The organism is Streptomyces capillispiralis (genome assembly GCF_007829875.1).
Taxonomy (GTDB): domain Bacteria; phylum Actinomycetota; class Actinomycetes; order Streptomycetales; family Streptomycetaceae; genus Streptomyces; species Streptomyces capillispiralis.
Genome location: NZ_VIWV01000001.1, coordinates 3,314,170 through 3,332,554, shown reverse-complemented (window position 1 = coordinate 3,332,554; position 18,385 = coordinate 3,314,170). Strand labels below are relative to the sequence as shown.

The following is an 18,385-nucleotide window of genomic DNA, read 5'->3' as shown; positions in this document are numbered from 1 at the left end:
TCGGCTCGACCGGGGTGAGGGCTGTGGAGGAGCGCCCCGCGGCGCCGGCGCCGGGAGACGTCCGGGAGCGGACGGGCCGACGGGCGGTGTGACGCGGGGCGCTCGGGTTCAGCTCTTCGCGGCGGCGCTGTCGGCCGCGGACACCCGTACGTAGTCGATGGTCATCGTCTGCGGGAACTGGGTGCTGCTGTCGGGGCTGCCGGGCCAGTTGCCGCCGACGGCGAGGTTGAGGATCAGGAAGAACGGGTGGTCGAACACCCACTTGTTGCCGCCCAGATCGGCGGGCGTGCGGGTCTGGTAGGTCCGGCCGTCGACGGACCAGGTGATCTTGTCGGGGCTCCAGTCGACCGCGAAGACGTGGAAGTCGTCGGCGAAGGCCCGTCCGTCCGGGGAGCCGTACGGGGCGCCGATGCCGCCGCTGCCGGAGTAGCCGGGGCCGTGCAGGGTGCCGTGGACGGTGTTCGGCTCGTTGCCGACGTTCTCCATGATGTCGATCTCACCGCTGTTGGGCCATCCGACGCTGCCCAGGTCGTCACCGAGCATCCAGAACGCCGGCCAGATGCCCTGCCCGCGCGGGATCTTGATGCGGGCCTCGAAGTGACCGTACGCCTGTGTGAAGGTGCCGGCGGTGTTGAGGCGGGCCGAGGTGTACTGACACGGCCCGTACCAGCACTGGAGACCGGAGTCGGTGTTCTTGCGGGCGGTGATGACGAGGTTGCCGTTGCCGTCGAGGGCGGCGTTGTCCGTGCTGTTGGTGTAGTACTGCAACTCGTTGTTGCCGTTGCCCGTGCCGCCGGTCTCCAGGGTCCACTTGCCCGGGTCGGGAGCGGTTCCGGCGGCGCCGTCGAACTCGTCGGACCATGTCACGGCCGTGGGGGTGGCGGTGACGGGAGTGGCGGCGTCGGCTTGGTGGGCGCCCGGTCCGGTGCCGGTGAGGACGAGCGTGCCGGTGACGGCGGCGGTGACCAGGAACGCGAGCCCGCCGAGCGACCGCCGGCGTGCGCGATGAGCAGCCATGGCTGAACACACCTCTGTTTGTGGGGGGTTGGGTCGAGCGTGATGGTCGAGCATGGTCGATCCTGAGGGATCGTACGGAAGGTTCACGCGGCAACCAACGGTTTGGACCGGCCCCGGAGGCGCTTATGGGCGCCTTAAGGCGTGCTTAAGCGGGCGGGCCGCTATCGGCTCCGCAGGGACCGCCCGAGTTCCAGGTGGGCCAGGTGGAACAGCACCCTGGAGTAGACGAAGGTCGCCGCGGTGGCGACCGTGGGGACGACGGCCAGGGCGAGGACGCCGATCGGCCCCTTGGACAGAGGCTCGTCGTCCAGCGGATGCGGCGCGGTCAAGGGCTCGAACGACACGAACCACCAGCCCCACAGGGCGAGCGCCACCGCTGCCCACGCGGCGGCCGCCCACTCCAGCCGCCGTGCGCTGCGCAGCAACTCCTGGACGTCCTTGGGTATGTCGTCGACCCGCGCGCCGGCAGTCATGACTCTCCTCAGCCCTCTCGACCTCTCGGTCCTCCGGTGATCGAAGGCAGTTCATCACGGTTCGGCGGCCCTGGCGTACGTCCCGGAGGGCCGGCGGCTCCTCGCCGCGCCCGTGCACCCCGTCCCCGGTCACAGCCCGGGGGCGGGGCGCTTCGCGTGCGATCCGGTGCACGGGTATTGACCTCGCGCTCGGCGGGCCCTTAGGTTCCGTCGACGCCAAATGTTTCGGATCAAGTATCGAAACATTCGAGAATCCGATGACGGGATGAGACCCTCCGTATGAGACCCCTTCGCTTCGCCACCGCGTCCCTGGCCGCCGCGGCCCTGACCCTGCCGCTCATGACGGGTGTGGCCACCGCCGACCCGTCGCCCGGCCGGGAGGCCGCCCCGCACTCCAACGCCGCCTTCGACCGGCTGCGCGCGGCCGCTCCCGAGGGCTTCGTCGTCGGCACCGCCGTGGCGGGCGGCGGCCACCACCTGTCGCAGGACTACCCGGACCCGTTCACGTACGACAGGGAGTACCGGAAGATCCTGGCGCGCCAGTTCAGCTCGGTCTCGCCCGAGAACCAGATGAAGTGGGACCACATCCACCCCGAGCGGGACCGCTACGACTTCGCCCAGGCCGACGCCATCGTGGAGTTCGCCGAGCGGCACCGTCAGGTCGTCCGCGGCCACACCCTCCTGTGGCACAGCCAGAACCCGGAGTGGCTGGAGCAGGGCGACTTCTCCCAGGAGGAACTGCGCGCCCTCCTGCGCGAGCACATCACCACCGTCGTCGGCCGCTACGCCGGCCGGATCCAGCAGTGGGACGTCGCCAACGAGATCTTCGACGACCAGGGCAGGCTGCGCACCCAGGACAACATCTGGATCCGCGAACTCGGCCCCGGCATCGTCGCCGACGCCTTCCGGTGGGCGCACGAGGCCGACCCGGAGGCGAAGCTGTTCTTCAACGACTACAACGTCGAGGGCGTCAACGCGAAGAGCACCGCCTACCACGCCCTCGTCCAGGACCTGCTCGCGCAGGGCGTGCCCGTGGACGGCTTCTCCGTCCAGGCCCACCTGAGCACCCGGTACGGCTTCCCGGGCGACCTGGAGGACAACCTGCGCCGGTTCCACGCGCTCGGCCTGGAGACCGCCGTCACCGAGCTGGACGTGCGCATGGACCTGCCGGAGAGCGGCGTGCCCACCGCGGAGCAGGAGCGCAAGCAGGCCGACTACTACCGGCGGACGCTGGAGGCGTGCCTGGCCGTCGAGGGCTGCGACTCGTTCACCATCTGGGGCTTCACCGACAAGTACTCGTGGGTGCCGGTGTTCTTCGAGGGCGAGGGCTTCGCCAACGTCATGACGGAGGACTTCCACCGCAAGCCGGCCTTCCACGCCCTGCGGGACACGCTGAAGGAGGCGGCCCGGCACGAGGACCGGGAGGGCTGAGAGGGCCTGCCGGAGGGCTGAGAGGGCAGCCGGTGCTGCCCCGGAGGGGCTTAGTGCCCCCTGTCCGGATGGTGGGCATTCCGGCCGCGGTCTTGGTATCGCGTTAACACAGGAGTAACACTGGAGAGTCGGCCGACCCCGCGTACACGACCCGGGGCGGCCGCTCTCCTGCGCGCGGCAACGGCGCCGAGCGCCCCTCACCGGTACCCGTACCGGTGTCAGCCGCGCCAGAAAGGGACCCGGTGGCCACACGAACCGATCCGAAGATCTCGCTCGACCGCCTGCGCGCCGAGATCGAGCGCCGCAACCCCGCCGAACCGGAGTTCCACCAGGCCGCACGCGAGGTGCTGGACACCCTCGGCCCGGTGCTGGCGGCGCGTCCCGAGTACGCCGAGCCGGGGCTCGTCGAGCGGCTGGTCGAGCCCGAGCGGCAGATCATGTTCCGGGTGCCGTGGCAGGACGACCAGGGACGCGTCCACGTCAACCGCGGCTTCCGGATCGAATACAACAGCGCGCTCGGCCCGTACAAGGGCGGTCTGCGGTTCCACCCCTCCGTGAACCTCGGCATCATCAAGTTCCTCGGCTTCGAGCAGATCTTCAAGAACGCGCTGACCGGCCTCGGCATCGGCGGCGGCAAGGGCGGCAGCGACTTCGACCCGCAGGGGCGCAGCGACACCGAGGTCATGCGGTTCTGCCAGTCCTTCATGACCGAACTGCACCGCCACATCGGCGAGTACACCGACGTGCCGGCCGGTGACATCGGCGTCGGCGCCCGCGAGATCGGCTACCTCTTCGGCCAGTACCGGCGGATCACCAACCGCTGGGAGGGCGGCGTACTCACCGGCAAGAGCGCCGGCTGGGGCGGCTCGCTGATCCGTCCGGAGGCGACCGGATACGGCAACGTGCTGTTCGCGGAGGCGATGCTGCGCGAGCGCGGCGAGGACCTGGAGGGGCAGACGGCCGTCGTCTCCGGCTCCGGCAACGTCGCGATCTTCACCATCGAGAAGCTGGCCGCCCTCGGCGCCAACGCGGTGACCTGCTCCGACTCCGGCGGCTACGTCGTCGACGAGAAGGGCATCGACCTGGAGCTGCTGCGCCAGATCAAGGAGGTCGAGCGCGGCCGGGTGAGCACCTACGCCGAGCGCCGCGGCGCCTCCGCGCGGTACGTGCCCGGCGGACGCGTCTGGGAGGTCCCGGCGGACGTCGCCCTCCCCTCGGCCACGCAGAACGAGCTGAACGCCGCCGACGCCGCCACCCTCGTCCGCAACGGCGTGAAGGCGGTCTCCGAGGGCGCGAACATGCCGACGACGCCCGAGGCCGTCGACCTGCTCCAGCAGGCCGGCGTCGCCTTCGGCCCCGGCAAGGCGGCCAACGCCGGCGGTGTCGCGGTCAGCGCGCTGGAGATGACGCAGAACGCGGCGCGTACGTCGTGGAAGGCAGAGCAGGTCGAGAACGAGCTGGCCCGGATCATGACCGACATCCACACCACCTGCGCCGAGACTGCCGAGCGCTACGGCGCCCCCGGCGACTACGTGACCGGCGCCAACATCGCCGGCTTCGAGCGGGTGGCCGACGCGATGCTCGCCCAGGGCGTCATCTGACCGGTCCGGACAGCGCCGAGCGGGGCGCGAGGCGGGTGCCGTACCGGTGTCGCGTACGGCTCCGCCCGCCGCCCCGTCTTCAGGACGCCACCCTCCGGTCCCGGCTCGTCCGGTGTTACCGGACCGGAGGGTGGCGTCCCCGCGGGCCGTGCGCGTCACCAGGAACGCGGCCACCCCGGCTGCCGCGAGGGGCGGACAGCCCGTGAGGCGGGTCGACGTGCCGGTCAGGGCGGGCAGGGCACAGGCGGCCACGGCGGTGTGGAGGGCGACCGGGAGGAGACGTACGGCCGGTGACGTGCCGCACAGGCCCCGCCGGTCGCGGACCGTGAAGGACGCGTCCGTGTCCTGTTTCGAAGGCGACTCTTCGCTCGCGCAGACACGCGAGGTCCGCCGGGAGAGCGGTGCAGCGGAAGATCCGGCCGTCGGGGGCGACGAAGACGCGGGGCACCTCCTTCCTCTCACGAGGCAGCCCTTCAGGAGGGCCGGGCGGCGCGGCCGGCCGTCGGTGAAGTCCGTTCGGTTCCCGTACAACTCTTCGGCCGTCCCGTCGGTCTCCTGTGTGCTCTCGACCCGCCGTGCTCTCTGGAGATGCCTCGTGCGCACACGCACTCTGCTGACATCCGCTGTCATGCTCGCCTCAGGGCTTACGCCGCTGGTCGCGACGGCGGCCCACGGCGCCACCGGCACCCCGGGCGACATCAACAGGGACGGCTACCGCGACGTCGTCGTCTCGGCGCCGGACGCCACGGTCGCGGGCCGGGCCAAGGCCGGTGCCGTCATCGTCCTGTACGGCACGGCCCGGGGCGTCGACACCACCAGACGCACCGTCGTGACACAGAACTCCACCGGCATCCCGGGCAGCGCCGAGGCGGGCGACCGCTTCGGCGCCGCCGTCGTCGTGCACGACCTGAACGCCGACGGGTACGCCGACCTGGTCGTGGGCGCCCCGGGCGAGGAGGTCTCCGGCGACGTGGGCGGCGGGTCGGTCACGGTCGTGTGGGGCACCTCCTCCGGCCCGACGAAGGCCAGGACGGTCGCCGACCCCTGGCCCAACTCCCACGACGCGTACGGCAGGACGCTGGCCGTGGCCACCCACGACTCCCTCAACCCGGTGAACGGCGGCAAGCTGTCGATCGCCATCGGCGCCAACGACGCCGACGTGACCTTCATGCCGGCGGACCTGTCCGAGCAGTCCGGCAGCAGCGGCACCGGCACCCCCTTCAATCCGGAGCACGGCATCGTCGCCCTGACCGCGGTCGACCTGCCGGACACCGCCAACGACCGGCTGATGATCCACGGCCGCGGCACCTCCGACGACGGGTGGGGGTACGACGGAGAGGGCGACGACCCCGGCACCTGGCTCGTCACCCCCGGCGACTTCGAGCACACCACCCTCCCCGCCGGCACGGTCTCCGCCGTCGGTGACCTGGACGGCAACGGCTCACCCGACCTCGTCGTCGGCAACCCGGAGGACCCCGCGCAGAGCCCCGGCACCTCGCTCGGCGGCCGGGTCACCGTCTACTACGACGCCGCGTACGGCGGCTCCCCGAGCCGCGTCCAGACCATCGGCCAGGACACCGCCGGTGTCCCCGGGACCGGTGAGGCGGGCGACCGCTTCGGCGCCTCGGTCGCGATCGGCGACACCGACAAGGACGGGCGGGCCGACCTGGTGATCGGCACACCGGGGGAGAACGGCGGCACCGGAGCCGTCACGGTCGTACGAGGCACCGGCGGCCTGCTGGACACCGCCCACGCCCGCGACTGGACGCAGAACAGCGCCGGCGTCCCCGGCGCGTCGGAGAAGGGCGACGCGTTCGGCAGCGCCGTACGGCTCGTCGACACCAACAAGGACGGGTACGCCGACCTGCTGATCGGCGCTCCGGGCGAGAACGCCGGCGCGGGTTCCGTCTGGTCCCTGCGCGGCTCGGCCGCCTCCGTCACCGCGACCGGGGCGGTCAGCTTCGGCGTCGGCGGCGCGGGGCTCGGGTCGGCGGGAGCCGCCCGCCTCGGCGGGGTGGTGACCGGCCCGTGACCGCCGCACCTTCCCCCTTCGCCGTCGGAACGTCCCCGTCGTCCCCGCAGCCCTTCGCCCACGGAGCCGTCATGCCCACCACCGCCCAGCCCGCCCCCGGGTCCCGCCGCCTCGCCGCCGCCGTCGCGGTCGGTGCCGCGGCCGCCCTCACCGCCATGGTCCTGCCCGCCCACCCCGCCGTGGCCGCATCCCCCTACCGCGGCGCCAACACGGCCGCCGTCCAGGACGACTTCAACGGCGACGGCTACCGCGACCTGGCCGTGGGCGCGCCCGGCGCGTCCAACGGCTCGGTCGACGCCGCGGGCGCCGTCGTCGTGCTGTACGGCTCCGCGAGCGGTGTCGCGGCCTCCCGCCGCACCGTGATCACCCAGGCGACCAGCGGAGTACCGGGTGTGCCCGAGGAGTGGGACCGCTTCGGCACGGCGGTCACCTCCGCCGACCTCGACCGCGACGGCTACGCCGATCTGCTGGTCGGCACCCCCGGGGAGGCGGCGGGCACCATGGGCGGGACCGGGTCGCTCACCGTGGTCTGGGGCGGTTCCGCCGGGCTGAAGGGCGGTGCCTCCGTCCCGACGCCCACCGGCCTGGACGAGGGCTGCCATTTCGCGGCCGGCATCGCCGCGGGCGACGTCACCGGCGACGGGGCCCCCGACCTCGGCGTCACCGGCCACTGCGGGGCGACGACCTACACGGGCCCCTTCACCCGGACCGGGACCCCCGCCCGCAGGGCGTTCGTGCACGCGCTCGGCACCAACCGAGGAGTCGTCACCGGCGACGTCGACGGCGACGGAACGGCCGAGCGGTTCTGGCTGCCCGGCCCCACCGACGGAGACGTCAGCGGCCCCGTCCACCTCGAGAACGACAACGGCTCGTACACCGAACTCCCGCTCGCCGACGGCCTGTCCGGGCAGATCGGCGACATCAACGGAGACGGGTACGGCGACCTGGTCACCGGTGTCCCCTACGACGCGTCCCTGACGTCCGGGGACACCCCCGCCCACCGCGGCGGCGAGATCCAGGTCCTCTACGGCAGCGCCCAGGGCATCACCGCCGGCCAGCGGCCCCAGGTCGTCCACCAGGACACCGCCTCGGTCCCCGGCGGCGGCGAGGACGGCGACCTGTTCGGCTTCTCCCTCGGCGTCGGGGACACCAACGGCGACCGGTACGCGGACGTCCTCGTCGGCAGCCACGGCGAGGCCGTCGGTTCCGTCGGCCAGGCAGGCTCGGTGACCCTGCTGCGCGGATCGGCCGGCGGGCTGACCGCGGCCGGATCCACGGGGTACACGCAGAACACGAGCGGTGTGCCGGGCGCCGCCGAGCAGGGAGACCTGTTCGGCGCCTCCACCCACCTCGTCGACCTGAACAGGGACGGCCGGGCCGAGGCCGTCGTCGGCACGCCCGGCGAGAACTCCGACGGCCTGGTGTGGATCGCCCGCGGCTCCGCCACCGGCCCGGTCGCCAGTGGCTCGCTCACGATCGGCGGCACCTCGGCCGGAGCGACCCGCCGCTACGCCGACGTCGACTTCGGCGAGGAGCTGTCCGGCGCCCGCTCCACGACGTGACGTCGGGCGCTGCGGGGCGGCGCGGGCGAGCCCTGGTTTGATCCTCGCCGCCTCCGGGGTATTGTCTCCGGCTCGATTGGCCAGGGCCCCGCCCCATATGGCAGACTGTCCGAGTTGCTCGGTCGAGTGTTGATGCTGCGCGCCTCCCGCCGGGAGGACCGGAAGCGAGTCCCACAGTACTCGTCGTCCCTGCTCAGGGACGGACGTACGGGAATCTTCCGGGAAGCGTGGGCGCGGCACCGGCCAGGCACCCGGTGGGCCTTTCGCCCCCGGTTCACGGTTCTGGTAGGGCCGTGTCAATCCCGCAGGGATGTTCGAACAAGGGACATTCATGTCAGCGAGAGTGCGACACGCCCGACCGCGTGGGTCGGAGGACGAGTCCTGGAACACCGGGTTCCAGAGCGTAAAGAGAGACAGGACTACGAAGTAGCCATGGCGGGACAGAAGATCCGCATCCGGCTCAAGGCCTACGACCACGAGGTCATCGACAGCTCGGCGAAGAAGATCGTCGAGACGGTGACTCGCACTGGTGCGTCGGTCGCGGGCCCGGTGCCGCTGCCCACTGAGAAGAACGTGTACTGCGTCATCAAGTCGCCGCACAAGTACAAGGACTCGCGCGAGCACTTCGAGATGCGCACGCACAAGCGCCTGATCGACATCCTCGACCCGACCCCCAAGACCGTTGACTCTCTGATGCGACTCGACCTCCCGGCCGGTGTCGACATCGAGATCAAGCTCTGAGGCCGGTGATCTGAAGATGACCAAGCAGATCAAGGGCATCCTGGGCGAGAAGCTCGGTATGACGCAGGTGTGGGACGAGAACAACCGTGTTGTTCCGGTCACCGTCGTCAAGGCCGGCCCGAACGTCGTCACCCAGGTCCGTACGAACGACGCCGACGGCTACGAGTCGGTCCAGATCGCCTTCGGCGAGATCGACCCGCGCAAGGTGAACAAGCCCCTCAAGGGCCACTTCGCCAAGGCCGACGTCACCCCCCGTCGCCACCTCGTCGAGATCCGCACCGCGGACGCCTCCGAGTACGCGCTCGGCCAGGAGATCACCGCTGAGGTGTTCGAGGCCGGCGTCAAGGTCGACGTGACCGGCAAGAGCAAGGGCAAGGGCTTCGCCGGTGTCATGAAGCGCCACAACTTCCGTGGCCTCGGCGCCGGGCACGGCACCCAGCGCAAGCACCGCTCGCCCGGTTCCATCGGTGGCTGCGCCACCCCGGGTCGTGTGTTCAAGGGCCTCCGCATGGCGGGTCGCATGGGCAACGAGCGGGTCACCACCCAGAACCTGACCGTCCACGCCGTTGACGCGGAGAAGGGTCTGCTGCTCATCAAGGGCGCGGTTCCCGGTCCGAACGGCGGCCTCGTCCTGGTCCGCACCGCGGCCAAGGGGGCCTGAGGTAACCGATGAGCACTGTTGACATCCTTTCGCCGGCGGGCGACAAGGCCGGTACCGTCGAGCTCCCCGCGGAGATCTTCGACGTCGAGAAGGTCAGCATTCCGCTGATCCACCAGGTCGTCGTCGCACAGCTGGCCGCTGCCCGCCAGGGCACCCACAAGACCAAGACCCGCGGTGAAGTCCGTGGTGGTGGCAAGAAGCCTTACCGCCAGAAGGGCACCGGTCGCGCCCGTCAGGGTTCGACCCGCGCACCGCAGTTCGCCGGCGGTGGCGTCGTCCACGGCCCGCAGCCGCGCGACTACTCGCAGCGGACCCCGAAGAAGATGAAGGCCGCGGCCCTGCGCCACGCCCTCACCGACCGGGCCCGCCACAACCGTATTCACGTCGTCACCGGCGTGATCGAGGGTGAGACGCCCTCCACGAAGGCCGCCAGGACGCTGTTCGGCAAGATCTCGGAGCGCAAGAACCTGCTCCTGGTCGTCGACCGCGCCGACGAGGCCGCGTGGCTGTCCGCCCGCAACCTGCCCCAGATCCACATTCTGGAGCCGGGCCAGCTGAACACGTACGACGTTCTCGTCTCGGACGACGTGGTCTTCACCAAGGCCGCTTTCGAGTCCTTCGTCGCCGGCCCGAACACGGCCAACGACAACGAAGGGAGCGAGGTCTGATGGCAGTCCGTCACCCCTCCATCGCCTCCAAGGCGGCCAAGAAGGCGAAGGAGGCGCGCGTCAAGAAGGCGCGTCGCCACGCCACCGAGGGCAAGAACACCGTCGTCACCCCGGCGAGCAAGGCCTACACGGACCCCCGTGACGTCCTGCTGAAGCCGGTCGTGTCGGAGAAGAGCTACGCGCTCATCGACGAGAACAAGTACACGTTCATCGTCGACCCCAACGCGAACAAGACCCAGATCAAGCAGGCCGTCCAGGCGGTCTTCTCGGTCAAGGTCACCGGGGTCAACACGATCAACCGCCAGGGCAAGCGCAAGCGGACCCGCACCGGCTTCGGCCAGCGTGCGGCGACCAAGCGCGCGATCGTGACCCTCGCCGAGGGCGACCGTATCGACATCTTCGGCGGTCCGACCGCGTAAGCGGTCAGGATCGTTCGATATCGGACGAGGACTGAGAAATGGGTATCCGCAAGTACAAGCCGACGACTCCGGGCCGTCGTGGCTCCAGCGTCGCCGACTTCGTCGAGGTCACGCGGTCCACGCCGGAGAAGTCGCTGGTCCGTCCCCTGCACAGCAAGGGCGGCCGTAACAATTCCGGTCGTGTGACCGTGCGCCACCAGGGTGGTGGCCACAAGCGCGCCTACCGCGTGATCGACTTCCGTCGTCACGACAAGGACGGCGTGCCGGCGAAGGTCGCGCACATCGAGTACGACCCCAACCGCACCGCGCGCATCGCGCTGCTGCACTACGCCGACGGCGAGAAGCGCTACATCCTCGCCCCGCGCAACCTGCAGCAGGGCGACCGCGTCGAGAACGGTCCCGGGGCCGACATCAAGCCGGGCAACAACCTTGCCCTGCGCAACATCCCGGTCGGTACGACGCTGCACGCCATCGAGCTGCGTCCCGGCGGCGGCGCGAAGTTCGCCCGCTCCGCCGGCGCCTCGGTGCAGCTGCTCGCGAAGGAGGGCTCCATGGCCCACCTGCGCATGCCGTCCGGCGAGATCCGCCTGGTCGACGTCCGCTGCCGCGCCACCGTCGGCGAGGTCGGCAACGCCGAGCAGAGCAACATCAACTGGGGTAAGGCCGGCCGTAAGCGGTGGCTGGGCGTCCGCCCGACCGTCCGTGGTGTCGTCATGAACCCGGTTGACCACCCGCACGGTGGTGGTGAGGGCCGGACCTCCGGTGGTCGTCACCCCGTGTCTCCGTGGGGCAAGAAGGAAGGCCGTACTCGTTCGCCCAAGAAGGCGTCGAACAAGTACATCGTCCGCCGCCGCAAGACGAACAAGAAGCGCTAAGGACGGGTTGAGATGCCTCGTAGCTTGAAGAAGGGACCCTTCGTCGACAACCACCTGATCAAGAAGGTGGTCGTCCAGAACGAAGCCGGTACCAAGAACGTCATCAAGACCTGGTCCCGTCGCTCGATGATCGTCCCGGACATGCTGGGCCACACGATCGCGGTGCACAACGGCAAGACCCACATCCCGGTGTTTGTCACCGAGTCGATGGTCGGCCACAAGCTCGGCGAGTTCTCGCCGACCCGCACCTTCCGGGGCCACGTCAAGGACGACCGGAAGTCGAAGCGCCGCTAGTCGGCGGGGTGCAATCGACCATGACAGACACTGAAGGGACAACCATGGAAGCCAGGGCCCAGGCGCGGTACATCCGCGTCACGCCCATGAAGGCCCGCCGCGTGGTGGACCTCATCCGTGGCATGGATGCCACGGAGGCTCAGGCGGTCCTGCGTTTCGCCCCGCAGGCCGCGAGCGTGCCGGTCGGCAAGGTGCTGGACAGCGCCATCGCCAACGCCGCGCACAACTACGACCACACCGATGTCGACAGCCTCTTCATTTCCGAGGCCTACGTCGACGAGGGCCCGACCCTGAAGCGGTTCCGGCCGCGTGCCCAGGGCCGCGCCTACCGGATCCGCAAGCGGACCAGCCACATCACCGTGGTCGTCAGCAGCAAGGAAGGAACCCGGTAATGGGCCAGAAGGTAAACCCGCACGGGTTCCGGCTCGGTGTCACGACCGACTTCAAGTCGCGTTGGTACGCCGACAAGCTGTACAAGGACTACGTCAAGGAAGACGTCGCCATCCGTCGGATGATGACGTCCGGCATGGAGCGCGCCGGCATCTCCAAGGTCGAGATCGAGCGCACCCGTGACCGTGTGCGTGTGGACATCCACACCGCTCGTCCGGGCATCGTCATCGGCCGCCGCGGCGCCGAGGCCGACCGCATCCGCGGTGACCTCGAGAAGCTCACCGGCAAGCAGGTCCAGCTGAACATCCTCGAGGTCAAGAACCCCGAGACCGACGCTCAGCTGGTCGCCCAGGCCGTCGCCGAGCAGCTCTCCTCCCGCGTCTCCTTCCGTCGGGCCATGCGCAAGAGCATGCAGTCCGCCATGAAGGCCGGCGCCAAGGGCATCAAGATCCAGTGCGGTGGCCGCCTCGGTGGCGCCGAGATGTCCCGCTCGGAGTTCTACCGCGAGGGCCGTGTGCCCCTGCACACGCTCCGCGCGAACGTGGACTACGGCTTCTTCGAGGCCAAGACGACCTTCGGCCGCATCGGTGTGAAGGTCTGGATCTACAAGGGCGACGTCAAGAACATCGCCGAGGTCCGCGCCGAGAACGCAGCCGCCCGTGCCGGCAACCGCCCGGCCCGTGGTGGCGCCGACCGTCCGGCCCGTGGTGGCCGCGGTGGCGAGCGTGGCGGCCGCGGCCGCAAGCCGCAGCAGGCTCCCGCTGCCGAGGCCCCCAAGGCCGACGCTCCGGCTGCCGCTCCGGCTGAGAGCACCGGAACGGAGGCCTGACCGACATGCTGATCCCCCGTAGGGTCAAGCACCGCAAGCAGCACCACCCCAAGCGCAACGGCATGTCCAAGGGTGGCACGCAGGTTGCGTTCGGCGAGTACGGCATCCAGGCGCTGACCCCGGCCTACGTCACGAACCGCCAGATCGAGGCGGCTCGTATCGCGATGACCCGCCACATCAAGCGTGGCGGCAAGGTCTGGATCAACATCTACCCGGACCGTCCGCTCACCAAGAAGCCCGCCGAGACCCGCATGGGTTCCGGTAAGGGTTCTCCGGAGTGGTGGATCGCCAACGTCAAGCCCGGACGCGTCATGTTCGAGCTGTCGTACCCCAACGAGAAGATCGCCCGTGAGGCGCTGACCCGTGCGGCCCACAAGCTGCCGATGAAGTGCCGGATCGTCAAGCGCGAGGCAGGTGAAGCGTGATGTCGGCCGGTACCAAGGCGTCCGAGCTGCGCGAACTGGGTGACGAGGAGCTTCTTGCGAAGCTTCGCGAGGCCAAGGAAGAGCTGTTCAACCTCCGCTTCCAGGCGGCGACGGGCCAGCTCGAGAACCACGGTCGGCTCAAGGCCGTCCGCAAGGACATCGCGCGGATCTACACCCTGATGCGTGAGCGCGAGCTGGGCATCGAGACGGTGGAGAGCGCCTGATGAGCGAGAACAACGTGACTGAGACGAACACTGAGGCTCGGGGCGACCGCAAGACCCGTGAGGGCATCGTCGTCAGCGACAAGATGGACAAGACCGTCGTCGTCGCCGTCGAGGACCGCAAGAAGCACGCGCTGTACGGCAAGGTCATCCGCAGCACGAGCAAGCTCAAGGCCCACGACGAGCAGAACGCCGCCGGCATCGGCGACCGCGTCCTCCTGATGGAGACCCGGCCGCTGTCCGCCACGAAGCACTGGCGCGTCGTCGAGATCCTCGAGAAGGCCAAGTAGGCAGTTCCCGCAAGGGAATTCCGCAAGTACGTTCCTGCGAGGCATTCCTCGCAGGGCAGTTCCGCCAGGCTCCGGGGGCCGTTCGCTCAAGCGCATGAGCGGCCCCCGGGGAACCGGCAGACAAACAGGAGATAGACGTGATCCAGCAGGAGTCGCGACTGCGCGTCGCCGACAACACTGGTGCGAAGGAAATCCTTTGCATCCGTGTGCTCGGTGGCTCCGGTCGCCGCTACGCGGGCATCGGTGACGTCATCGTCGCCACCGTCAAGGACGCGATCCCCGGTGGCAACGTGAAGAAGGGTGACGTCGTCAAGGCGGTCATCGTTCGCACCGTCAAGGAGCGCCGCCGTCCGGACGGCTCGTACATCCGCTTCGACGAGAACGCCGCCGTCATTCTGAAGAACGACGGCGACCCTCGTGGCACCCGTATCTTCGGCCCCGTGGGCCGTGAGCTGCGCGAGAAGAAGTTCATGAAGATCATCTCCCTCGCGCCGGAGGTGCTGTGAGCATGAAGATCAAGAAGGGCGACCTGGTCCAGGTCATCACCGGTAAGGACAAGGGCAAGCAGGGCAAGGTCATCGCGGCCTTCCCCCGCGAGGACCGTGTCCTGGTCGAGGGTGTCAACCGGGTCAAGAAGCACACCAAGGCCGGTCCGACCGCTCGCGGTTCGCAGGCCGGCGGCATCGTGACCACCGAGGCCCCGATCCACGTCTCCAACGTCCAGCTGGTCGTGGAGAAGGACGGCAACAAGGTCGTCACGCGCGTCGGTTACCGCTTCGACGACGAGGGCAACAAGATCCGCGTTGCCAAGCGGACGGGTGAGGACATCTGATGACGACCACCACCACTCCGCGTCTGAAGACGAAGTACCGCGAGGAGATCGCGGGCAAGCTGCGTGAGCAGTTCTCCTACGAGAACGTCATGCAGGTTCCCGGCCTCGTCAAGATCGTGGTCAACATGGGTGTGGGCGACGCCGCCCGCGACTCCAAGCTGATCGAGGGCGCCATCCGCGACCTCACCACGATCACCGGTCAGAAGCCGGCCGTCACCAAGGCCCGCAAGTCCATCGCGCAGTTCAAGCTGCGTGAGGGACAGCCGATCGGTGCCCACGTCACGCTCCGTGGCGACCGCATGTGGGAGTTCCTGGACCGCACCCTGTCGCTGGCGCTCCCGCGCATCCGCGACTTCCGCGGCCTGTCCCCCAAGCAGTTCGACGGCCGTGGCAACTACACCTTCGGTCTCACGGAGCAGGTCATGTTCCACGAGATCGACCAGGACAAGATCGACCGTGTCCGGGGTATGGACATCACCGTGGTCACCACGGCGACCAACGACGAAGAGGGCCGCGCCCTTCTCCGTCACCTCGGCTTCCCGTTCAAGGAGGCGTGAGCGAGATGGCGAAGAAGGCTCTCATCGCGAAGGCTGCTCGCAAGCCCAAGTTCGGTGTGCGTGGCTACACCCGCTGCCAGCGCTGCGGCCGCCCGCACTCCGTGTACCGCAAGTTCGGCCTGTGCCGCGTGTGCCTTCGTGAGATGGCTCACCGTGGCGAGCTGCCGGGCGTGACCAAGAGCTCCTGGTAATCCGGTAATTCCGGTTCAACCAGGCTCTCGGTAAGCATCTGGGTCCGGCAGGGGCCCACCTCCGCATGCCGTAGGCTTGCGGGGTTGGGCGTCTGCCGCCCGTACGACTTACTACGCCGTAGGTCCACCGCGCCGCACCCGTCCCGTCTCGGATCGGGGAGAGGGATGGCGCACCAGGAAACCCCGGCGAGAGAGGCCGAAGGCCAATTCATGACCATGACTGATCCGATCGCAGACATGCTTACGCGTCTGCGGAACGCGAACTCGGCGTACCACGACTCCGTGACGATGCCGGCGTCCAAGATCAAGTCTCACATCGCGGAGATCCTCCAGCAGGAGGGCTTCATCACGGGCTGGAAGGTCGAGGACGCCGAGGTCGGCAAGAACCTCGTCCTGGAGCTGAAGTTCGGCCCCAACCGTGAGCGCTCCATCGCGGGCATCAAGCGGATCTCCAAGCCCGGTCTCCGGGTTTACGCGAAGTCCACCAACCTGCCGAAGGTGCTCGGCGGCCTGGGCGTGGCGATCATCTCCACGTCGCACGGGCTCCTCACCGACAAGCAGGCCGGCAAGAAGGGCGTGGGTGGGGAAGTCCTCGCCTACGTCTGGTAGCGGAAGGGAACGGAGGAAACAGCTATGTCGCGCATCGGCAAGCTCCCCATCGCGGTTCCCGCCGGCGTGGACGTCACCATCGACGGCCGTACGGTTTCGGTCAAGGGCCCCAAGGGCACGCTGACCCACACCGTCGTGGCGCCGATCGAGATCGCCAAGGGTGAGGACGGCGTGCTGAACGTCACCCGCCCCAACGACGAGCGTCAGAACAAGGCCCTGCACGGCCTGTCCCGCACGCTGGTGGCGAACATGATCACCGGCGTGACCCAGGGTTACGTGAAGAAGCTCGAGATCAGCGGTGTCGGTTACCGCGTTGTCGCCAAGGGTTCGAACCTGGAGTTCTCCCTCGGTTACAGCCACCCGATCCTGGTCGAGGCGCCCGAGGGCATCACCTTCAAGGTCGAGGCCCCCACCCGCTTCTCGGTCGAGGGCATCGACAAGCAGAAGGTCGGCGAGGTTGCGGCCAACATCCGCAAGCTGCGCAAGCCCGACCCGTACAAGGCCAAGGGCGTCAAGTACGAGGGCGAAGTCATCCGCCGCAAGGTCGGAAAGGCGGGTAAGTAAGCCATGGCATACGGGCAGAAGATCCTCAAGGGCGACGCCTACAAGCGCGCCGCGATCAAGCGCCGTCACATCCGGATCCGCAAGCGGATCAACGGTACGGCGGAGCGTCCCCGTCTGGTCGTGACCCGCTCCAACCGCCACATCGTGGCGCAGGTGATCGACGACCTGAAGGGCCACACCCTGGCGTCTGCGTCCACCCTGGACGCGTCGGTCCGCGGTGGCGAGGGCGACAAGTCGGCACAGGCCAAGCAGGTCGGCGCCCTGGTCGCCGAGCGTGCCAAGGCCGCTGGTGTCGAGGCCGTCGTGTTCGACCGTGGTGGCAACCAGTACGCCGGGCGCATCGCCGCTCTGGCGGACGCCGCCCGCGAAGCCGGACTGAAGTTCTGAGCCGGTTCCGTAGCTAGCGGAAACAGAGAGAGGTAATTCCAATGGCTGGACCCCAGCGCCGCGGTGGCGGTGCCGGTGGCGGCGAGCGGCGGGACCGGAAGGGCCGTGACGGCGGCGCAGCTGCCGCCGAGAAGACCGCGTACGTTGAGCGCGTCGTCGCGATCAACCGCGTCGCCAAGGTTGTGAAGGGTGGTCGTCGCTTCAGCTTCACCGCGCTGGTCGTGGTGGGCGACGGTGACGGCACCGTGGGTGTCGGATACGGCAAGGCCAAGGAGGTGCCGGCCGCCATCGCCAAGGGTGTTGAGGAGGCCAAGAAGCACTTCTTCAAGGTCCCCCGCATCCAGGGCACCATCCCGCACCCCATCCAGGGTGAGAAGGCTGCCGGCGTCGTGCTGCTCAAGCCCGCGTCGCCCGGTACCGGTGTGATCGCCGGTGGTCCGGTGCGCGCCGTGCTCGAGTGCGCCGGTATCCACGACGTGCTGTCGAAGTCGCTCGGCTCCGACAACGCCATCAACATCGTGCACGCGACCGTGGCGGCCCTGAAGGGCCTGCAGCGTCCCGAGGAGATCGCGGCCCGCCGTGGTCTGCCGCTCGAGGACGTCGCCCCCGCGGCTCTGCTCCGTGCACGTGCCGGGGCGGGTGCGTAATCATGGCGCAGCTCAAGATTACGCAGGTCAAGTCCTACATCGGCAGCAAGCAGAACCACCGCGACACCCTGCGTTCGCTTGGCCTGAAGAGGGTCAACGACGTGGTCGTCAAGGAGGATCGTCCCGAGTTCCGCGGCATGGTGCACACCGTCCGCCACCTCGTGACGGTCGAGGAGGTCGACTGATCATGGCGGAGAACAACCCGCTCAAGATCCACAACCTCCGTCCCGCCCCCGGCGCCAAGACCGCCAAGACCCGTGTCGGTCGTGGTGAGGCGTCGAAGGGTAAGACGGCCGGTCGTGGTACGAAGGGCACCAAGGCCCGTTACCAGGTTCCGGAGCGCTTCGAGGGTGGCCAGATGCCGCTCCACATGCGCCTCCCGAAGCTGAAGGGCTTCAAGAACCCGTTCAAGACCGAGTTCCAGGTCGTCAACCTGGACAAGCTCGCCTCCCTCTACCCCGAGGGTGGAGAGGTCACGGTCGAGGACCTGGTCGCCAAGGGTGCCGTGCGCAAGAACAGCCTCGTCAAGGTCCTGGGCCAGGGCGAGATCTCCGTGGCGCTGCAGGTGACGGTCGACGCCGTCTCCGGCTCCGCCAAGGAGAAGATCACCGCCGCCGGCGGTACCGTCACCGAGCTCGTCTGACCCCGTCAGGTGTCTCAATGACGTAG

Annotated in this window: 26 protein-coding genes and 1 pseudogene; 25 read left to right on the top strand and 2 right to left on the bottom strand. The window is 69.1% G+C overall.

Features of this window, described 5'->3' with window-relative positions; all coding sequences use genetic code 11:
• Positions 1 to 123: 123 nt before the first annotated feature.
• Positions 124 to 1,017, bottom strand: a pseudogene (locus FHX78_RS13895) (glycoside hydrolase family 16 protein); the annotation flags it as partial.
• A gap of 161 nt (positions 1,018 to 1,178) precedes the next feature.
• Positions 1,179 to 1,490 carry a hypothetical protein gene (locus tag FHX78_RS13890; protein WP_145867752.1) on the bottom strand — a complete coding sequence of 104 codons (312 nt, stop codon included), beginning with the start codon at positions 1,488 to 1,490 and terminating at the stop codon, positions 1,179 to 1,181.
• A 279-nt stretch (positions 1,491 to 1,769) separates the two neighbouring features.
• On the opposite strand from FHX78_RS13890, the gene FHX78_RS13885 reads away from it, so the two are divergent.
• The 25 genes from FHX78_RS13885 (at position 1,770) to rplO (ending at position 18,359) form a co-directional block, all read left to right on the top strand.
• Positions 1,770 to 2,921, top strand: coding sequence for an endo-1,4-beta-xylanase (locus tag FHX78_RS13885; RefSeq protein ID WP_145867751.1), 1,152 nt, complete (start codon positions 1,770 to 1,772; stop codon positions 2,919 to 2,921).
• Between the two features lie 242 nt (positions 2,922 to 3,163).
• Positions 3,164 to 4,522 carry an NADP-specific glutamate dehydrogenase gene (gene gdhA / locus FHX78_RS13880; protein ID WP_167531759.1) on the top strand — a complete coding sequence of 453 codons (1,359 nt, stop codon included), beginning with the start codon at positions 3,164 to 3,166 and terminating at the stop codon, positions 4,520 to 4,522.
• 595 nt (positions 4,523 to 5,117) lie between these two features.
• The gene (locus FHX78_RS13875) at positions 5,118 to 6,554 is read left to right on the top strand and encodes an integrin alpha (protein WP_145867749.1); all 1,437 of its coding nucleotides are present in this window, start codon (positions 5,118 to 5,120) and stop codon (positions 6,552 to 6,554) included.
• 71 nt (positions 6,555 to 6,625) lie between these two features.
• On the top strand, positions 6,626 to 8,116 hold the full coding sequence (locus FHX78_RS13870) for an FG-GAP-like repeat-containing protein (RefSeq protein ID WP_189908512.1): 1,491 nt from the start codon (positions 6,626 to 6,628) through the stop codon (positions 8,114 to 8,116).
• A gap of 432 nt (positions 8,117 to 8,548) precedes the next feature.
• Entirely contained in the window at positions 8,549 to 8,857 is a 309-nt protein-coding gene (gene rpsJ / locus FHX78_RS13865; RefSeq protein WP_003948644.1) for a 30S ribosomal protein S10, read from the top strand.
• A 16-nt stretch (positions 8,858 to 8,873) separates the two neighbouring features.
• Positions 8,874 to 9,518 carry a 50S ribosomal protein L3 gene (rplC, locus tag FHX78_RS13860; RefSeq protein WP_145867748.1) on the top strand — a complete coding sequence of 215 codons (645 nt, stop codon included), beginning with the start codon at positions 8,874 to 8,876 and terminating at the stop codon, positions 9,516 to 9,518.
• Positions 9,519 to 9,526: 8 nt separating this feature from the next.
• The gene (rplD, locus tag FHX78_RS13855) at positions 9,527 to 10,186 is read left to right on the top strand and encodes a 50S ribosomal protein L4 (protein WP_145867747.1); all 660 of its coding nucleotides are present in this window, start codon (positions 9,527 to 9,529) and stop codon (positions 10,184 to 10,186) included.
• A complete protein-coding gene (gene rplW / locus FHX78_RS13850; protein WP_145867746.1) occupies positions 10,186 to 10,605 on the top strand; it encodes a 50S ribosomal protein L23 in 420 nt (139 codons plus the stop codon). Before rplD ends, rplW begins: the two co-directional genes overlap by 1 nt.
• Positions 10,606 to 10,643: 38 nt before the next feature.
• Positions 10,644 to 11,480: a 50S ribosomal protein L2 gene (gene rplB, locus FHX78_RS13845; RefSeq protein WP_145867745.1), complete on the top strand. Its 837-nt coding sequence runs from the start codon at positions 10,644 to 10,646 to the stop codon at positions 11,478 to 11,480.
• Positions 11,481 to 11,492: 12 nt separating this feature from the next.
• A complete protein-coding gene (gene rpsS, locus FHX78_RS13840) occupies positions 11,493 to 11,774 on the top strand; it encodes a 30S ribosomal protein S19 (RefSeq protein WP_145867744.1) in 282 nt (93 codons plus the stop codon).
• A gap of 44 nt (positions 11,775 to 11,818) precedes the next feature.
• Positions 11,819 to 12,166 carry a 50S ribosomal protein L22 gene (gene rplV / locus FHX78_RS13835; RefSeq protein ID WP_006130776.1) on the top strand — a complete coding sequence of 116 codons (348 nt, stop codon included), beginning with the start codon at positions 11,819 to 11,821 and terminating at the stop codon, positions 12,164 to 12,166.
• Positions 12,166 to 12,993, top strand: a complete 828-nt coding sequence (gene rpsC / locus FHX78_RS13830) for a 30S ribosomal protein S3 (RefSeq protein ID WP_055570325.1) — start codon at positions 12,166 to 12,168, stop codon at positions 12,991 to 12,993. The genes rplV and rpsC overlap by 1 nt, the downstream gene beginning before the upstream one ends.
• A 5-nt stretch (positions 12,994 to 12,998) precedes the next feature.
• Positions 12,999 to 13,418, top strand: coding sequence for a 50S ribosomal protein L16 (gene rplP / locus FHX78_RS13825; protein ID WP_009190136.1), 420 nt, complete (start codon positions 12,999 to 13,001; stop codon positions 13,416 to 13,418).
• Positions 13,418 to 13,642, top strand: coding sequence for a 50S ribosomal protein L29 (rpmC, locus tag FHX78_RS13820; RefSeq protein ID WP_003998824.1), 225 nt, complete (start codon positions 13,418 to 13,420; stop codon positions 13,640 to 13,642). The genes rplP and rpmC overlap by 1 nt, the downstream gene beginning before the upstream one ends.
• Positions 13,642 to 13,929: a 30S ribosomal protein S17 gene (rpsQ, locus tag FHX78_RS13815; protein WP_145867743.1), complete on the top strand. Its 288-nt coding sequence runs from the start codon at positions 13,642 to 13,644 to the stop codon at positions 13,927 to 13,929. The genes rpmC and rpsQ overlap by 1 nt, the downstream gene beginning before the upstream one ends.
• 137 nt (positions 13,930 to 14,066) lie before the next feature.
• A complete protein-coding gene (gene rplN, locus FHX78_RS13810) occupies positions 14,067 to 14,435 on the top strand; it encodes a 50S ribosomal protein L14 (protein ID WP_003998823.1) in 369 nt (122 codons plus the stop codon).
• Positions 14,436 to 14,437: 2 nt separating this feature from the next.
• Positions 14,438 to 14,761 (top strand): 50S ribosomal protein L24, encoded by a 324-nt coding sequence (gene rplX / locus FHX78_RS13805; RefSeq protein WP_003992365.1) that lies wholly within the window; start codon positions 14,438 to 14,440, stop codon positions 14,759 to 14,761.
• Entirely contained in the window at positions 14,761 to 15,318 is a 558-nt protein-coding gene (rplE, locus tag FHX78_RS13800) for a 50S ribosomal protein L5 (protein WP_006130773.1), read from the top strand. The genes rplX and rplE overlap by 1 nt, the downstream gene beginning before the upstream one ends.
• Before the next feature lie 5 nt (positions 15,319 to 15,323).
• Complete coding sequence (locus FHX78_RS13795; RefSeq protein ID WP_003948630.1) at positions 15,324 to 15,509, top strand: type Z 30S ribosomal protein S14; 186 nt, start codon at positions 15,324 to 15,326, stop codon at positions 15,507 to 15,509.
• 210 nt (positions 15,510 to 15,719) lie between these two features.
• Positions 15,720 to 16,118, top strand: coding sequence for a 30S ribosomal protein S8 (gene rpsH / locus FHX78_RS13785; protein WP_007384075.1), 399 nt, complete (start codon positions 15,720 to 15,722; stop codon positions 16,116 to 16,118).
• Positions 16,119 to 16,142: 24 nt separating this feature from the next.
• Positions 16,143 to 16,682, top strand: a complete 540-nt coding sequence (gene rplF, locus FHX78_RS13780; RefSeq protein WP_145867742.1) for a 50S ribosomal protein L6 — start codon at positions 16,143 to 16,145, stop codon at positions 16,680 to 16,682.
• Positions 16,683 to 16,685: 3 nt separating this feature from the next.
• Positions 16,686 to 17,069, top strand: a complete 384-nt coding sequence (gene rplR, locus FHX78_RS13775; protein WP_134040835.1) for a 50S ribosomal protein L18 — start codon at positions 16,686 to 16,688, stop codon at positions 17,067 to 17,069.
• A gap of 41 nt (positions 17,070 to 17,110) precedes the next feature.
• Positions 17,111 to 17,716, top strand: a complete 606-nt coding sequence (gene rpsE / locus FHX78_RS13770) for a 30S ribosomal protein S5 (RefSeq protein ID WP_003992370.1) — start codon at positions 17,111 to 17,113, stop codon at positions 17,714 to 17,716.
• A 2-nt stretch (positions 17,717 to 17,718) separates the two neighbouring features.
• The gene (gene rpmD / locus FHX78_RS13765) at positions 17,719 to 17,901 is read left to right on the top strand and encodes a 50S ribosomal protein L30 (RefSeq protein ID WP_037929587.1); all 183 of its coding nucleotides are present in this window, start codon (positions 17,719 to 17,721) and stop codon (positions 17,899 to 17,901) included.
• Positions 17,902 to 17,903: 2 nt separating this feature from the next.
• A complete protein-coding gene (rplO, locus tag FHX78_RS13760) occupies positions 17,904 to 18,359 on the top strand; it encodes a 50S ribosomal protein L15 (protein ID WP_024883206.1) in 456 nt (151 codons plus the stop codon).
• The last annotated feature ends 26 nt before the right edge of the window (positions 18,360 to 18,385 follow it).

Coding starts and splice junctions, on each gene's coding strand:
- rplW (WP_145867746.1), top strand. CDS start 10,186: ATGGCAGTCCGTCACCCCTCCATCGCCTCCAAGGCGGCCAAGAAGGCG.
- rplC (WP_145867748.1), top strand. CDS start 8,874: ATGACCAAGCAGATCAAGGGCATCCTGGGCGAGAAGCTCGGTATGACG.
- rplR (WP_134040835.1), top strand. CDS start 16,686: ATGGCATACGGGCAGAAGATCCTCAAGGGCGACGCCTACAAGCGCGCC.
- rplE (WP_006130773.1), top strand. CDS start 14,761: ATGACGACCACCACCACTCCGCGTCTGAAGACGAAGTACCGCGAGGAG.
- rplP (WP_009190136.1), top strand. CDS start 12,999: ATGCTGATCCCCCGTAGGGTCAAGCACCGCAAGCAGCACCACCCCAAG.
- rpmC (WP_003998824.1), top strand. CDS start 13,418: ATGTCGGCCGGTACCAAGGCGTCCGAGCTGCGCGAACTGGGTGACGAG.
- rplB (WP_145867745.1), top strand. CDS start 10,644: ATGGGTATCCGCAAGTACAAGCCGACGACTCCGGGCCGTCGTGGCTCC.
- rpsH (WP_007384075.1), top strand. CDS start 15,720: ATGACCATGACTGATCCGATCGCAGACATGCTTACGCGTCTGCGGAAC.
- rpmD (WP_037929587.1), top strand. CDS start 17,719: ATGGCGCAGCTCAAGATTACGCAGGTCAAGTCCTACATCGGCAGCAAG.
- rpsC (WP_055570325.1), top strand. CDS start 12,166: ATGGGCCAGAAGGTAAACCCGCACGGGTTCCGGCTCGGTGTCACGACC.
- FHX78_RS13870 (WP_189908512.1), top strand. CDS start 6,626: ATGCCCACCACCGCCCAGCCCGCCCCCGGGTCCCGCCGCCTCGCCGCC.
- rpsE (WP_003992370.1), top strand. CDS start 17,111: ATGGCTGGACCCCAGCGCCGCGGTGGCGGTGCCGGTGGCGGCGAGCGG.
- rpsJ (WP_003948644.1), top strand. CDS start 8,549: ATGGCGGGACAGAAGATCCGCATCCGGCTCAAGGCCTACGACCACGAG.
- FHX78_RS13885 (WP_145867751.1), top strand. CDS start 1,770: ATGAGACCCCTTCGCTTCGCCACCGCGTCCCTGGCCGCCGCGGCCCTG.
- rplF (WP_145867742.1), top strand. CDS start 16,143: ATGTCGCGCATCGGCAAGCTCCCCATCGCGGTTCCCGCCGGCGTGGAC.
- rplD (WP_145867747.1), top strand. CDS start 9,527: ATGAGCACTGTTGACATCCTTTCGCCGGCGGGCGACAAGGCCGGTACC.
- rplV (WP_006130776.1), top strand. CDS start 11,819: ATGGAAGCCAGGGCCCAGGCGCGGTACATCCGCGTCACGCCCATGAAG.
- rplX (WP_003992365.1), top strand. CDS start 14,438: ATGAAGATCAAGAAGGGCGACCTGGTCCAGGTCATCACCGGTAAGGAC.
- rpsS (WP_145867744.1), top strand. CDS start 11,493: ATGCCTCGTAGCTTGAAGAAGGGACCCTTCGTCGACAACCACCTGATC.
- rpsQ (WP_145867743.1), top strand. CDS start 13,642: ATGAGCGAGAACAACGTGACTGAGACGAACACTGAGGCTCGGGGCGAC.
- rplO (WP_024883206.1), top strand. CDS start 17,904: ATGGCGGAGAACAACCCGCTCAAGATCCACAACCTCCGTCCCGCCCCC.
- FHX78_RS13795 (WP_003948630.1), top strand. CDS start 15,324: ATGGCGAAGAAGGCTCTCATCGCGAAGGCTGCTCGCAAGCCCAAGTTC.
- FHX78_RS13890 (WP_145867752.1), bottom strand. CDS start 1,490: ATGACTGCCGGCGCGCGGGTCGACGACATACCCAAGGACGTCCAGGAG.